Raw genomic sequence first — 14,885 nt, forward strand, 5'->3', positions numbered from 1 at the left:
TCCAGCCAGGCGCGCATCGCCTCGGGGTCGTTGGCGTCCAGGAGGGCGTTGGCTTCTCGTGTCACGCGCCGGCCGCTGTCCGGGTCGGCGAGGATCCGGGCTATGGCCACCCTCAGGTCGTCGGCGTCCGGCTCGTCCGCGGACGAGGACACCCCGGGTCCCGTCACCGCGGTCGGTGCGGCCGTAGCGGCGAAGGACGGGGTGGCGAGCAGGAGGGCCGGGGCAAGGATGCCCGCGGCGATGCCGGGCGCTACGCGATGCAGTCGCAAGGGGAATGCTCCTCTTCGTTTGCGACGGAGGTGAGTTGAGGACGCCTCAGGGCGTCCACTTCGGTGATGCTGCCACGTGGGTCTGACAGTGGCAGTCGCCCCGCTGCGGTCGCAGGGCACCGTCGCCGCGGACGTGGCCGGTGTTTCATGGCGACGCGCATTCGAGAAAAGCGGCCTTGAGCGCGGCTCGTGGCTGTCGGGGCATGATCGGGGCGAGACGATTCCTGGGGGCGGTCGTGGTGTGGTCCGAGCGTGTGGTGGTGCGCGACGGGGTTCGGCTGGTCTGCCGGGACCGGGGCGGGCCGGGGGAGCCGGTCGTGCTGCTGTACAGCTTGGCCGGTCATGCGGGTGAGTGGGAGGTGGTGGCCTCGCGGCTGATTGCCCGGTACCGGGTCGTCGCGGTCGACCAGCGCGGGCACGGCGCGAGCGGGCGTCATCCGTACGCGCGGACATCCACCTCAACCTGCACCAACTAGCCTGCAGCATCATCTGCTTGAGACCGGGAGGCCATCAGCCACATGGATCGGCTGCTCAAGAGGCGGCCCGGTCGAGTGACCGGTCGTGAGTGATCGCCCTCGTTGATGTCAGAAGTGGATGTCAAAGGCCCCGGACCATGATCGGTCCGGGGCCTTTTGCCTGGTGCCCCCGGCAGGATTCGAACCTGCGACACCCGCTTTAGGAGAGCGGTGCTCTATCCCCTGAGCTACGAAGGCCGGGGCTTGTGGGAAGCCTTGGAGAAAATCCAGGAAGTGGATCTTCGGCGAGGATTACAAGCCCGCTGGTCAGACATGGTGCGACGTTCTCCGCAGTTTTGCTTGAGCAGACAACGCGGCGCACGAATGGCCGACCAGGGACAGCCTAGCGGATGTGTGCCGGCGAGCGGCATCGGTATAAGGCGCGGATGGGCAGGGACCGGGCAGGAGTGCCTTGGTCTGCGCCGACTGATTGGCGGCAGATCCCTTCTGTTCCCTGTTCCCTGTTCCCTGTGCCGGCTGTGGGCGGTGCCTTGCCCTGTCTCTCGAGGCCTGGCCTCACAGGACCGCGTCGAACCAGGCCCTGCTGACGCTCAGGCGGTTGCGGCCGGGGAGGAGGGTCGGTCGGCGACCCAGCTCAGGAGCATCCTGAGGGCTTCGGCCGTCGGTGAGCCGGGCTGGGGCAGGTAGGTGATCAGGGAGCGGTCGGGGCGGGCCGGCACGGTCAGCATGTGGTAGTCGAACTCGAGCGTGCCGACGAGCGGGTGCACGATGCGGACGACGCCCAGCCGTTTCTCGCGTACGTCGCCGGTCGCCCACAGCCGTTGGAAGGGTTCGCTGCGGATGGCCAGCTCGCCGACCAGTGCCGCCAGCTTGGCGTCGTCGGGCCGGCGGCCGGTCAGCAGGCGCAGTTGGGCGACGGTCTCCGCGGCCATCGCCTCCCAGTTCGCGTACCGGGCGCGGGCCTCGGGGTACAGGAACAGCTGGCGGGCCGCGTTGCGGGGCTGCGGCATGCCGCTGACCTCGAACACGGCCTCGGCCGCGGCGTTGGCCGCCATGATGTCGAGGCGGGCGTCGAGCAGCAACGCGGGCGCGTCCCCCATGGCTTCCAGGAGCCGGACCAGGGGTTCGTCGGGTACTGCTCTCGATGGCCGTGGTGGGGTGCTCGCCCGGGGGTCGGGGCGATGCGGGCGGGCCAGGTTGCGCAGGTGCTCGCTCTCCACGTCCGAGAGGGAGAGCGCCTGGGCGACGGCGTCGAGTACCTGGTCGGAGACCTGCGCGGTCCGGCCCTGCTCCAGGCGTTGGTAGTAGTCGGGGCTGACGCCGGCGAGCAGGGCGACCTCCTCGCGTCGCAGTCCCGGCACCCGCCGCCGCGTGAGAGTGGGCGGCAGTCCTGCCTGTTCGGGCGTGATGCGCTCGCGTCGGGTGCGCAGGAACTCACCGATGGTCGTCTCCACCCCGTCGACGGTACGCCGCCGCCGGCAGCCCTGCCTGGCCCTGCCGGACCCAGGTAACAGCGGACCTTCCTCGCGGCTCGTCGGTGCACGAACGTCGGAGTCGCGCCTTCCACACGGGACGCGCGGAGAGGAAGAGGAGTCCTCCATGACGCTTCAGGATCAGTCGGCCCCCGTCGTCGAGCGGGACCTGTTCATCGGCAACGAGTGGCGTCCGAGCGCGGGCGGTCGTTCGCAGTCGCTGGTCAACCCGGCGACGGAGGAGCCGTTCGGCAGGGTCGCGCTGGCGTCGAGTGCCGACGTGGATGCCGCGGTGCGGGCCGCGCGGACCGCGTTCGACGAGGGGCCCTGGCCCCGGCTGTCCGTGAAGGAGCGGGCCGATTACCTGCTCGCGCTCGCCGACGAGCTCGAGCGGCACACGGACGCCATCGCCGAGGTGGTGACGGCCGAGACGGGGCTGGTCCTCGGTGCCGCCCGCGGAAACCCGCTGGCCTTCGCCGGCATGCTGCGCTACTACGCGAGCCTCGCCGACTCGACCGAGCTCCACGAGGTCCGCACCGGCCTGAGCGGTGTCACCGCGCGGATCGAGAAGCGGCCCGTCGGTGTCGTGGCCGCGATCGTGCCGTGGAACGCGCCGCTCGGTCTCGCCGCGTTCAAGCTTCCGCCGGCGCTCCTGGCCGGCTGCACGATCATCATGAAGCCGTCCGACTTCTCACCGCTGAGCGCCGGCTACGTCGCGGACGCCGCACTGAAGGTCGGTCTGCCGGCCGGCGTGATCAACGTCCTGACCGCCGGTCCCGAGCAGAGCCAGGAACTCGTCAGTCACCCGGGCGTGGACAAGGTGACGTTCACCGGATCGACGGGCGTCGGGCGCGCGATCGCCGCGGCCGCGGCGCCCACCCTCAAGCAGGTCACGCTCGAACTCGGCGGCAAGTCCCCGGCGGTGATCCTGCCGGACGCCGACCTCGACCGGCTCGTCCACACACTCACGATCAACGTGTGCAACAACAACGGCGCGGTGTGCACCAACCCGAGCCGGCTGATCGTTCCCGAGAGCCGCAAGGACGAGATCGTCGGGGCCCTTGCCGCCTCGTTCGCGCGTGTCACGGTCGGCGATCCGACCGACCCGGACGCGACGGTCGGCCCCATGATCAACAAGGCGCACTACGACAAGGTCCTCGGCTTCTTCGAGACGGCCCGCCAGGAAGGCGCGACCTTCGCCGTCGGCGGTGGCCGCGCGCCCGGCTTCGACAAGGGCTACTACGTCCTGCCGACCATCATCACCGACGTGAGGCCCGACTCCCGGGTCGCACAGGAGGAGATCTTCGGCCCCGTGACCGCGGTGCTCACCTACCCCGACGGCGACGAGGACGAGGCGATCCGGCTGGCCAACGACACCGAGTTCGGGCTCAACGCCGCCGTCTTCAGCACCGACGACCAGCACGCCCTCGAGGTCGCCCGCAAGATCCACAGCGGCACGGTGTCGATCAACAACGGCATCACCATCGACCTCGGAGTGCCGTTCGGCGGCGTCAAGCAGTCGGGCTACGGCCGCGAACTCGGCCCCGAAGGCCTCGACGCGTTCTACAACACGCACGCGATCTTCCTCGACGGCGAGCCGGTCGTCACGCTCTAGCGCGCCGGAGCGCCGTCAGCCGTTGTCCGGGCACACGTCCCGGTACGGCGCGTCCGGGATGTACGTGTGCCACTCGGCCGCCGTCAGCGTCGTGTTCGTGTGGGCGCAGATCCAGGTGGCGGCGTACGACGGGGTCACCCGGTAGCGCTGGACGGGGGCGTGGAGGCTGGTGGCGTAGAGCGAGGTGCCGTCCTTCGTGAAGGCGAGGGAGGTGATGGCCTCGCCGGGGGTGGTGAGGTCGCCGCCGAGGGGCTGCCGATTCGCGGTGTCCCAGAGCTGCAGGGCGCCGGAGTCTCCCGACACGGCGAGGGTGGCGCCGTCGGGGCTGAAGGCGAGCGCGGCCACGGCTTCCGGGGCGCCGCCTCCGACGGGGTCCGGGAAGGTGTTGGGCAGGACACCGAGCCGGTGGCCGAGACTCCCGTCCCACAGGGCGACCCGGCCGGACGCGTCACCGACCGCCACCCGGGAGCCGTCCGCACTGAACGCCACCGCCTCCGTCTCCTGCCCGAGCCCCAGGGTCCGGGACGTGCCGCGGCCGGAGGGCGGGGCCGCCACCCGGTCGCCGCCGACGAGCAGTCGGCCGTCGGGGCGCAGGGCGAGGGCCGTGGTGTTGAGGTCTCCGAGGTCGGCGGTTCTGCGGTGGCGCTGCGTGTCCCACACCTCGGCGTCCGTCGTGCCGGCGGAGTTGTCGCGGACGGCCACGAGGAGGCGTCCGCCGGGGCCCAGGGCGAGGCCCTCGACGGCGGCGGACGATGAGGAGGGGGCCCCGAGGTCCAACGTCGTGCGTATGCGGGCGCGGCGGACGTCCCACAGCGTCAGCGGCTGTGCCGAGGTGCCGCGGCCCAGCGCGGAGACGCCGTAGGCGAGGGTCGTGCCGTCCGGGCCGAACGCCATCACCGGCTGGACGTCGTCGGCGGTCACCGGCCCCCCGCGGTCGGCGGGCACGGGGAACGCGGCGGTGGGGAGGGTGCGCAGGGTACGGCCGGTGGCGGGGTCCAGGAGCCGGAAGGCGTAGCCGTCGGGCCGCTGTTCGGCGGTGGCGAGCGTACGGCCGTCGGGGCTGAGCAGGGTGTCGACCAGTGCCGTGTGCCGCCAGGCGGCGGTGACGGCCGGGCCCAGGTCAAGGGTGTGGACCGTGCCCCCTTCGAGGTAGCGCAGTGCGGTTCCGCGCGGGTCCCAGGCGAGGTCGCCCCGTATGCGGCGGCCGTCGAGGGAGTGCCGGAAGACGGGCGCGTCGGGTGCGGACAGGCGCCAGACGGTGAGCTGTGCCGGGCCGGCGGCGGCGAGGAAGGCGCCGTCCGCGCTGAACGCGACGGACTCGGAGTCCGGCGCGTCGAGCTCGCCGATCTCATGGCCGGACGCGATGTCCCACACCCGCACGTCCGCGCCGGAGACCACCGCGAGCCGGTGTCCGGCGGAGTCGAACACCAGCCGGGAGGTGTCGTCGCCACAGCTGCCCGCCCCCGGGTTCTTCGTCCAACCGCCGGACAGCGTACGGCCGTTGGACGTGTCGTGGATCTGGACGGCGCCGAGTGTGGGGCACACGGCGACCAGGCGGCCGTCCGCCGTGGTGGCCATGTTCGTCTCGGCTCCCGCAGTCGCCCGGAACAGCGGGCGGCCGTCCGAGACGGCGTGCAGCTCGACGCGTGGTTCGTCGATCGAGCTGAGCAGGTAGTCGTCCGCGGCGGCGTCGAAGGTGGCGATCTTCGCCCTTGCGTCGACCGTCGCGCCCCCGGTCCACCGGCCGGAGGCCAGGTCCCACAGCCGTAGGCCCTGGTCGTCCTCGAGGGCCAGGACCTTCCCGTCGGGGCTCGCCGCGTCGATGCTCAGGCCGTCGAGGGGCAGCCGGCCGGAGGCGATCGCCCGGTGGGTGACGGTGTTCCAGGTGTGCCAGGTGCGGCCGCTGACGCTCAGCAGGACCTGTCCCGAGCGGACGAGGAACCGTTCGGTACTGCCGCCGCCCGGCCCGGGATCCGTGAACGAGTCGCGCTCGGGCTGAGTCGGCGCGGCGAGCAGTGCCGCCCGGCTCTCGGGGAGCGCGGCGATCCGCCAGGCGGCCAGGCCCAGCAGCATGGCGGTGCGGGGATCGGTGGTGCGCATGCTGTCGGCCACCTCGGCGACCCGCTGGGCGGCCGCCGCCCGGTCGTCCCGCTGCTCGGTGCCGTACTGCTGCCAGGCGACCAGCCCGATCACCAGCGCGACCGCGAGCAGCGCGGCGGAGGCGGTGACCAGGCGCCGGGTTCTTCGCCGGGTACGGCTCACCGCGTGCCGCTCGTCGTCGCGGGCCCGCAGGGCGGCGGTGAGGAACGCGCGTTCGGGAGCGGTGAGGAAGGGACGCCATCCGTTCTCGGGCGTCCCGAACAGCTCCACCGCCCGCTCCAGCCGCACCCCGCGGTAAAGCATCCCGCCGTCGCGTCCCAGATCCAGCCACGCCCGTACGTCCTCGCCGAGGCGGCGACGCGCGACCAGGCGTCCCCGGTTCTCCTCGATCCATCCGCCGAGCCGCGGCCAGCTGCTGATGAGCGCCTCGTGGCCCAGTTCCACCGTGTCGCCGTCGAGGGCGAGCAGCCGCGCGGCGGCCAACCGCTCGACGACCGCGGGGAGTTCGGGATCGCCCCAGTCGTCCAGTTCCGCGCGCGTGACCGAGCGGCGGGTGTCGGGCACGCCCTCGCCGGGTGTGATCAACCGGAGCAGCAGCTTCTGCGCGATGTCGGCCCGGCCGGGCGACAACGCTCCGTACGCGTGCTCGGCGGTGGCGGCGATCGCGCCCTGGACGCCGCCCGCCGCCTCGTACGCGGCGAGGGTGAGGATACGGCCGCGGCGGCGGCGCCAGGTCTCCAGCAGGGCGTGCGAGAGCATGGGCAGCGCGCCGGGCCGGTCGACGACCTCCTCGACGATCCGGGCGGTCAGCTCGCGTTCGACGACGAGCCCGGCGACGGCGGCGGGCCCGGTGACCGTCTCCCGCAGCTCGGTCGCGGACATCGGCCCGATGAGCAGCCCGCCGTGGCGCAGCGCGTCGGCGAGCCCGGGGTGGTCGGCGCACCGGCCGTAGAAGTCGGCGCGCATGGCGATGACCACGTGCAGCCGGGACTCCGGTTTCCTCGCCGACAGCAGCAGGTCGATGAACCGGGTGCGTTCGGCGCGGTCCCGGCAGATCGTGAAGACCTCCTCGAACTGGTCGACGATCAGCCAGCTGTCGGGGTCGCCGTCCCCGGGCGTCAGCAGGTGGCCGTAGGTGGCGGCGGGCCGCTCGCCCGGTGTGAGGATGCGGACGACCGCGGGGCGGCCGCGCTCCCCGGCGGCTTCCTGGACGGCGGGGATCAGCCCCGCCCGCAGCAGGGACGACTTGCCGCTGCCGGAGGCGCCGAACACGGCCGCGAAGCGCTGCTCGCACACGAGGCCGAGCAGCTCGGCGACGAGCCGCTCCCGCCCGAAGAACAGTTTGCGGTCGCCGGGCTGGAAGCGGGCGAGTCCGCGGTACGGCGAGGCGGCGTCACCGTCGGGCTCGCGGGGAGGCGCTTCCTGTGCTTCGGCGGCCTCCTCGGCGGCCGCGCCGCGGCGCTGTTCCCACACCTCGGGGTCCGCGTCGCACGCCTCCACGTAGGCGCGGACCACCGCGGCCGAGGGCAGCCGCTCACCCGCGGCGGCACGCGAGAGCGCGGACACCGACAGGCCGGTACGGCGGGCCATCGCGCGGTAGGAAGGACTGCCCGCGCCTTGCCGCAGCAGGCGCAGTTCATGGGCGAACAGCTGCACCGGACCGGCGCCTGGATCGACCGGACGTTCTGGACGACCCAATGGAACTCCCAGGAAAACCCCTCAAAAACACTGTGGTCACGAATATGACCGACCGGGCGAGGAGACGACAATGCCCGGCCCGGTGACGTTGGTCACCGGGCCGGGCACGGTACCGCTGGGGTTTACGCGTGCTCGTACACCGAGATGTGGCTCTTCCAGTTGAAGACCGTGTCCGGGATGTAGGTGCCTCCGGGCGGGGTGATCAGGAACTGGTCGTCCTTGTTGCCGGTGGCGGCGTAGGTGAGCCCGTCACAGGAGACCGCCCACCGCTGCTGGTGGGTGCCGTCCTCGGCCAGGCACTTGCCGTTCGAGGCCATGAGCTCGTCGCCGTCGGCGTACCACACCTGGCGGGAGTCGTTGTAGTTGCACGGGGTGAGAGCGACGTTGTAGCTGGTGTTGGTCAGGCACTTGCTGCCCTGGCCGATCAGGTAGCCGATGGCGCCGTCGTGGTTGATGTGCGGGGTCTCGGCGACGTCCCAGTTGTAGTACGGGCTGTTGTAGTTGCCCGAGTACAGGTCGTCGTGCACGTCACTGCCGGAGGCGTGGGAGGGGATGCGGAACTGCACCCCGCCGGCGATCGGCTGGCCGCGCTTCTCGGCGATGACCGGCTCGATCGAACCGCCGCCGCTGTAGGCGATCGGGAAGGCGCCGAAGTTGTGGCCCATGACGTAGTTCAGCGCGCTCTGGACACTGCCGACCATGTTCGGGCCCACGCTGCCGATGCGGGCGCCGACGGACTTCAGGGCCTGTCCGGCGCTCTTCAGGGTGGCGCGGACGCCCTTGCCGACGTAGGACTCGTCCAGCTTGTCGAGGCCGGAGAACGTCAGCATGGAGACGGTCGCGTCGAAGAAGGCGCCGCCGACGCTCTTCCAGTTGAGGTAGCCGTCGGTCAGGTACTGGAAGGCCAGCGCGCCGACGAAACCGCCGACGAAGGACGCGAACCGCACGCCCCACTTGCAGCCGACCGGACCGGTGAGCGAGCAGATCAGCGTGGAGCCGAGGATGGTGATGACCGCGTCAGCGGCGATCTCCACCGCCCGCGCCGACAGGTAGGACCACTTGGCCTCTGTCACCTTGTGCAGCTTGCCCGTGCAGTCGGTGACGGCCTCCTTCTTCTTGGCCGCCAGGATCGCCACCTGGTGCGTGGTGAGCTCGTACGAGGTGGCGGAGACCGTGCCCGTGGAGGAACCGGTGTCGAAGGCCGCGCTCTCGACGACGGGCCCGTTCGCCACCGGCCGTGCCTGCGAGCCGTAGGCGGCCTCGACCGCGTCGACCGTCCCCTCGCAGAGCTGCGTGACCGAGGTGGACGTCCTCCTGGCCGCGTCGGACACGCGACTGCCGATGGAGGCGTCGAGGAGGGTGGCGGCCAGGGCGGTGACGAGCACCGTGATGATCAGTGTGCGTATCGGCACCCGTTGTAGCGGACGCCCGGTGAACCAGGTCAGCACGAATGAGCTCCTTCTGGAGGCTGTGTCCGGATCGGGACGCGGCGATGTGTGCGGGTGCCGCCCGAGGAACCGCCCCTGCCGCGGCCGGCGCTCTGGGCCGCCGGACCGCCGGGTGGAGCGGAACACTTCTGATCCTGGGGTGCCCGACGTTGTTGCTCAATCCCCCTCCCGGGGGCGGCAACAACTCGGTGACCTGCAAGGACGTCACGGGACCGGTTGAGCCGGGACCGCGGTCACATCGTGGCGCGCAGGTGGCTGACCGTGACGAAGTGGTAGCCCTGGGCGGAGAGGGTGCGCAGGATCTGCGGCACTGCGGCCACCGACGTGGGGTGGATGTCGTGCATGAGGACGACGTCGTTGCGCTTCACCTTGGAGATGACCGACTGGGCGACCTTCGAGGCGTCCGGGTACTTCCAGTCCTCGGTGTCCAGGGTCCACAGCACGGGGGAGAGCCGGGTGGCGTGGCGGACGGTGCTGTCGACCGCGCCGTAGGGCGGGCGGAACAGGGTGGGGGCCTGCCCCGTGGCGGCCTTGATCGCGGCGCTGGTGCGGTTCAGCTGGTAGGCGACCTCCTCGGCGGTGAGCTTGGTGAGGTCGGGGTGGCTCCAGGAGTGGTTGCCGACCTCGCTGCCCGCGCGGGCCTCGGCGCGCACCAGCTCGGGGTGGGCGACGACGTTCTGGCCGACCGTGAAGAAGGTGGCCCGCGCGTCGTACTGGGCGAGATACGTCAGCAGGGTCCCGGTGTACGCGGCCGACGGGCCGTCGTCGAAGGTCAGGGCCACGCACTTGACCTGCTCGCAGTCGGTGTCGTCGTCGCCGGAGGCGGTGTGGGTGGGTACCGCGGGCGTGGGCGTGGCGGTCGCGCCGAGGTCGAGCGAGCCGGACGGGCTGACGCTCTGCTCCTGGGCGCGCTTGCCGAAGGCGGACAGCCAGGGCGTGACCGTGGCCCTGGGCAGGGTCACGACGTAGGAACCGGCGGCCCCGGCACCGACCGCGCCGGGATTGAAGGTCACCCGCAGTCCGCCGTCGGCGGTGAAGGCCATGTCGACGAGCTCGCCGGCCAGGGCCGACCGGTCGTCGAACGCCTGGGCCAGCGTGTCCGGGTCGGTGCCTTCACGTCCCTCCAGCCCGCTCTTCAACGCGGCGAGGAAGGCGTCTTGGGAGCCGCTGTCGACGAGGTCCAGCGCGGTGCGGGACACGCCCGCCCTGCCGTCGTACCAGTAGGTGCGCCGGCCCAGTCCGCTGCCCGCCCCGGCGCCGCCGAGGGTGGTGAGCCGGACGCCGAGGACGTCCCCGGAGGCGACCAGGAACTGGTGGCTGATGTTGAGCTCGCCGCCGAAGTCCGCGGAGCCGTTGTCGCACGACTCGCGGAAGATCGCCAGGCGCTCCTGGACGTCCTTCTTCATGGCGTCCGCCATCGCGGTCGCGCCGGGCACGTCCGGGTAGCTGGTCGCCCAGGCGCAGGAGGTGGACTCGCTGTTGTCGCTGACGATCTGCAGACCCTTGATCTTCGCGGGGTCGACGGTCCGTGCCGGGGAGGCGGTGGTGGACGCTCCGGGCCGTGCGGCGGCGGTCCCGCTCGCCGTCACCGAGGATCCGGACGAGCAGGCCGTCGTCATCGCGAGCGAGCCGAGCAGCAGGAGGGAGGGGAGCAGACGATGAGTGCGCATGGGACCAGAACCTGAGGTCGAAGGGGCTTTCCGAAACCCGATCGTGCAGGTCAGGGGCGTTTGTCAGCGACCCTCGACGTCACCCTGAACAAAAACCTCAGGGAAAAACCTCAGGGACACACCCGCCGGTACGGCGCGTCGGACACATAGGTCCGCCACTGCGCCTCGGTGAGGCCGCCGCCGAACCGCTCGCACAGGACGCGGACGACGTGGGCCGGGGCCACCGGGTGCTGTTGGAGCAGCACGTTCGGGCCGCTCGCGTAGAGGACCGAGTCGTCGTCGCCGAAGGCGAGGGCGTCGATCTCGTCGCCCGCGGTCGGCAGGTCGGTGCCGAGCTGCTGCTGCCCGGCGGTGTCCCACAGCCGCAGAGTGCCGGACCGGCCGCCGACGGCGAGAGTGGCGCCGCCGACGGAGAAGGCGAGCGCGTTCACCGCCTCGGCGTCGCCCTGGGCGGCGGTGTCGGAGGTGCCGGTCAGGATGCCCAGGCGGGTGCGCGGCTCGCCGTCCCACAGGGTGACGTGCCCGGTGCTGTCGCCGACGGCGAGCCGGGTGCCGTCGGGGCTGAAGGCCAGCGCGGTGATCTGCCGGCCGTCGGCCAGGGAGCGCCCGGTGACCCGGCCGGAGGGCAGCTTCACGTACTGGTCGGAGGAGTCGGCGAGCAGTCCGCCGTCGGGCCGCAGGGCGAGCGTGCCCGGATACAGGGCGCCCTTCGGGCCGGCGGTGCGGCGGTGGGTCGCGGTGTCCCACAGCTCGACCGTGCCGCCGCCGTTCGTGTCGCGCACGGCCAGCAGGGTCCGGCCGCCGGGACCGAGGGCGAGCCCGGAGACGGCACGGTCGGCCGCGCCGGACGTCTCGAACGACGTACGGACCCGGTGGGCGCCGACGTCCCAGACGGTGAAGCGCTGCCGCAGCGAGCCGTGCGCGGACACCGTGTCGGCGACGGCGAGCGCCTTGCCGTCCGGGCTGAAGGCCGGCTGCGGGACCCTGTCGTCGCCGGGCAGCGGACCGAGCGTGGCGTGCGCGAGGACCGCCCCGCCGCGCGTGGCGCGCAGGTCGAGACGGTAGGACCTGCCGGAACGAGTGACGGTGGCCAGGGCCGTGCCGTCCGGGCTGAGCGCGGTCGCGTCCGTCGGGGTGCTCCGCCAGGGCGCGTTCAGACGGTCGCTCAGGCTGTCCGTGTGGACGGTGGCGCCGTCGAGATAGCGCAGGGTCCTGCTGCCGCTGTCCGGGTCCCAGGCCAGCTCCCGCACCTCGGCCCCGGCCGTCGGGGTCCGGAAGACCAGCCCGCCGCCGTCCGCCATCTGCCATACGGCGACCTCCTGGCCGTCGGCCGTGGCCAGGAACTTCCCGTCCGGGGAGAGCGCGGCGTCGCTGAAGCCGGTGGCATCGCCGCTGGTGAAGTCGGCGACGGTACGTCCGGAGGAGACGTCCCAGACGGTGGCCGTGGTGCCGTGCACGGCGGCCAGCCGCCGGCCGTCCGCACTCAGCCGCAGCAGCCGGGAGCCGCCGTCCGCTCCCGAGCCGGTGCCGCACACCGTGCCGTCCGCCTTCTGCCAGGCACCCGGGAGCTGACTGTCGTGGACGGTGTCCCACACCTGCGGTGCGCCCGACGCCGGGCACAGGGCGAGGAGCCGGCCCCCTGGACCGACCGTGACGTCGGTCAGGGCGTCCGGCACGCTCCTGCCGAACAGGACCTTGCCGTCGCCGGTGCGGCGCACCCGTACCGGGCCCGGCCCGTCCAGGGGGCCGGTGACGTAGGCGCTGCCGTCGTCCGCCGCCGCCCAGTAGGCCGTCTCGGCCAGGTCGGCGGCGGACTGTCCGGCGGTGAGGTTCCACAGGGTGTCGCCGCCCTCGCCGGTGATGACGAGGAAGCGGGCGTCGGGGCCCGTCTCCGAGGCCTCCGTGCCGCCGGGCAGGCGGTAGGTGGCGGTGACCCGGTGGTCGGCCACGTTCCGCACGGTGACCTCCTCGCCGGTGACGGTGACGAGGGTGCGGCCCTGGCCGGTGAGGAAACGGCGGGCGTTGTCACCGGTCCGCGGATCGGTGTAGGCGTCCCGTTCCGGCCGGGCCAGGGACTCCAGCAGGGCCGAGCGGGACTCCGTCAGTGGGGCCAGGCGCCACGCGGCGACGGAGAGCAGCGCGGCCGTACGGGGGTCCGTGGACCGCAGGCTCTCGGACACGGTGGCCAGGCGCCGGGCGGCCGCCTTCGCCGCCTCCTCCTCACTCACCTGGTTCCGCTGCCAGGCCAGCAGCCCCGCGGCCAGCGCCAGCACCAGAAACGCGGCGAGTCCCACGGTGAGGTTCCGGGTACGCCGGGCGGCTTGCACCCCGGCCACCTGCTCGGCGTCGCGCGCACCCCGGGAGGCGACGAGGAAGGCGCGTTCCGGCGGGGCCAGGTCGTCGTGGGGGTGCGGCCGCGACGGAGGTTCTTGCTGCGGTTGCCGCCGGGACCCGGACCGCAGCGAGGACCGGGACCACGGGCCGCGGGGGGACTGCGGTCCGGGCCCGGGCCCCCCGCCGAAGAACTCCTCTGCCTGGGCCAGCCGGGTGCCCCGGTACAGCGCGCCCGCGTCCCGGTCCAGTTCCTCCCAGGCGCGGGCCGACTCCCCGAGGTGCCGATGGGCGCGCAGCCGCTCGCGGTTCTCCTCGATCCAGCCGGCCAGCCGGGGCCAGCCGGTGATCAGGACCTCGTGGGCGAGTTCGACGGTGTCGCCGTCGAGGGTGACCAGGCGGGCGGCGGCGAGGCGTTCCAGGACGTCCCCCGCGCCGGGCTCCAGCTCGGACCGGGACGCCGGGCGGCGGGTGTCGGCGGCGCCGTCGCCGGGTGCGATGAGCCGCAGCAGGATGCGGCGGGCGCTGCGGGCCTGCTCCGGGGTGAGGTCGCCGTAGACCTGTTCGGCGCTGGTGGCGATCGCTCCGCGCACTCCGCCCGTCTCCTCGTACGCGGCCAGCGTGAGGGTACGGCCGCGGCGCCGGCGCCAGGTCTCAAGGAGGGCGTGCGAGAGCATCGGCAGGGCGCCGGGCTGCTCGGCGACCTCGTCGATGACGCGGGCGGTCAGCACCCGCTCCACGTTCAGGCCGGCGGCGCTCGCGGGACCGGTGATCGCTTCCCGCAGCTCGTCCCGGCTCATCGGCCCGACCAGCAGGTTCGCGCCGCTGACCGCCTCGGCCAGACCCTGGTGGGCGGCGCAGTGGCCGTAGAAGTCACCGCGTACGGCGATGGCCACGCGCAGTCGGCCGGCCCGGTCGCGGGCGCGCAGCAGCAGGTCCAGGAAGCGGTCGCGTTCCTCGCGGTCGTGGCAGAGGGTGAACACCTCCTCGAACTGGTCGACGATCACCCAGGTGTCCAGCTCGCCGTCCCGCGCGGTGAGCGCGCTCTCGTGCGTGTGGGCGGGGCGTTCGCCGGGTGTGAGGACACGGATCACCGCCGGGCGGTCGCCGCCTTCGCTCTGTCCCAGCGCCGGGATCAGGCCTGCCCGCAGCAGGGACGACTTGCCGCTGCCGGAGGCGCCGAACACGGCCGCGAACCGGTGCGCGCGGACCAGCCCCAGCAGCTCGCCGACCTGCTTGTCCCGGCCGAAGAACAGGTCGCTGTCCCCCGGCTCGAAACGGGCCAGACCCCGGTAGGGCGCCCGTTCCTCGGCGGACGGTGTCCGGACTTCCGCGTCCGCCTCCCGCCAGCGCTCCTCCCACTCCTTCGGGTCGGCGCCGAGCGCCTGCGCGTACGCCCGCACCAGCGGGAGCGAGGGCAACTGGTCGCCGGCGGCAGCCTGGGAGAGCGCGGTCGTGGAGTAGCCCGCCTTCTCGGCCATCTCCCGGTACGGCGGTTTCCCGGCCTTCTCGCGCAGCAGGCGCAGGTCGTGGGCCAGCCGCTGCACGGGTCCGGCCTCGGGGTCCACCGGCTTCTCACGTCGTCCCACCGGGCGTACCTCTCGAACCTCACCGACCATCGAACGGACGCCCAACGTACGTTTCTCCTGCTTTCCGAGGCAATTCCAGCCCATTTGTCGGACATCGAGGTGGCCCCCACCCCGGGTGGGGGGGCCCGCGAAGCCGGGGGGAGCGCCCCCGGCGGGTAGCGGTGTGGTCGGTGGCGGGGGTGGGGTTTGCGGGGGGGTGGGACAGGGGGGCCCCGGG

At 72.7% G+C, this 14,885-nt stretch carries 6 protein-coding genes, 1 tRNA gene and 2 pseudogenes; 2 read left to right on the plus strand and 7 right to left on the minus strand.

Features of this window, described 5'->3' with window-relative positions; translation table 11 throughout:
• Positions 1-269 (minus strand): annotated as a pseudogene (locus tag ACFYRX_RS31250) (hypothetical protein); the annotation flags it as partial.
• A 203-nt stretch (positions 270-472) separates the two neighbouring features.
• Here ACFYRX_RS31250 and ACFYRX_RS31255 point away from each other — a divergent pair.
• Positions 473-709, plus strand: a pseudogene (locus tag ACFYRX_RS31255) (alpha/beta fold hydrolase); the annotation flags it as partial.
• A gap of 197 nt (positions 710-906) precedes the next feature.
• On the opposite strand, the gene ACFYRX_RS31260 reads toward ACFYRX_RS31255, so the two are convergent.
• Positions 907-982 (minus strand) — tRNA-Arg (locus ACFYRX_RS31260).
• Positions 983-1,335: 353 nt separating this feature from the next.
• Positions 1,336-2,199, minus strand: a complete 864-nt coding sequence (locus ACFYRX_RS31265) for a helix-turn-helix transcriptional regulator (RefSeq protein ID WP_389106821.1) — start codon at positions 2,197-2,199, stop codon at positions 1,336-1,338.
• 145 nt (positions 2,200-2,344) lie between these two features.
• Between ACFYRX_RS31265 and ACFYRX_RS31270 the strand changes: the two genes are divergently transcribed.
• Positions 2,345-3,832 carry an aldehyde dehydrogenase gene (locus tag ACFYRX_RS31270; RefSeq protein WP_389106823.1) on the plus strand — a complete coding sequence of 496 codons (1,488 nt, stop codon included), beginning with the start codon at positions 2,345-2,347 and terminating at the stop codon, positions 3,830-3,832.
• Between the two features lie 15 nt (positions 3,833-3,847).
• Here ACFYRX_RS31270 and ACFYRX_RS31275 read toward each other — a convergent pair whose 3' ends face one another.
• The 4 genes from ACFYRX_RS31275 to ACFYRX_RS31290 form a co-directional block, all read right to left on the minus strand.
• A complete protein-coding gene (locus tag ACFYRX_RS31275) occupies positions 3,848-7,588 on the minus strand; it encodes a hypothetical protein (protein ID WP_389106826.1) in 3,741 nt (1,246 codons plus the stop codon).
• A gap of 164 nt (positions 7,589-7,752) precedes the next feature.
• On the minus strand, positions 7,753-9,042 hold the full coding sequence (locus ACFYRX_RS31280; protein ID WP_389106828.1) for a hypothetical protein: 1,290 nt from the start codon (positions 9,040-9,042) through the stop codon (positions 7,753-7,755).
• Positions 9,043-9,311: 269 nt separating this feature from the next.
• A complete protein-coding gene (locus tag ACFYRX_RS31285) occupies positions 9,312-10,748 on the minus strand; it encodes a polysaccharide deacetylase family protein (RefSeq protein WP_389106830.1) in 1,437 nt (478 codons plus the stop codon).
• A gap of 110 nt (positions 10,749-10,858) precedes the next feature.
• Entirely contained in the window at positions 10,859-14,668 is a 3,810-nt protein-coding gene (locus ACFYRX_RS31290; protein ID WP_389106833.1) for a helix-turn-helix domain-containing protein, read from the minus strand.
• Positions 14,669-14,885: the final 217 nt, after the last annotated feature.

The sequence above is a fragment of the Streptomyces sp. NPDC005374 genome (assembly GCF_042872225.1).
In the GTDB taxonomy this organism is placed as follows: Bacteria; Actinomycetota; Actinomycetes; order Streptomycetales; family Streptomycetaceae; genus Streptomyces.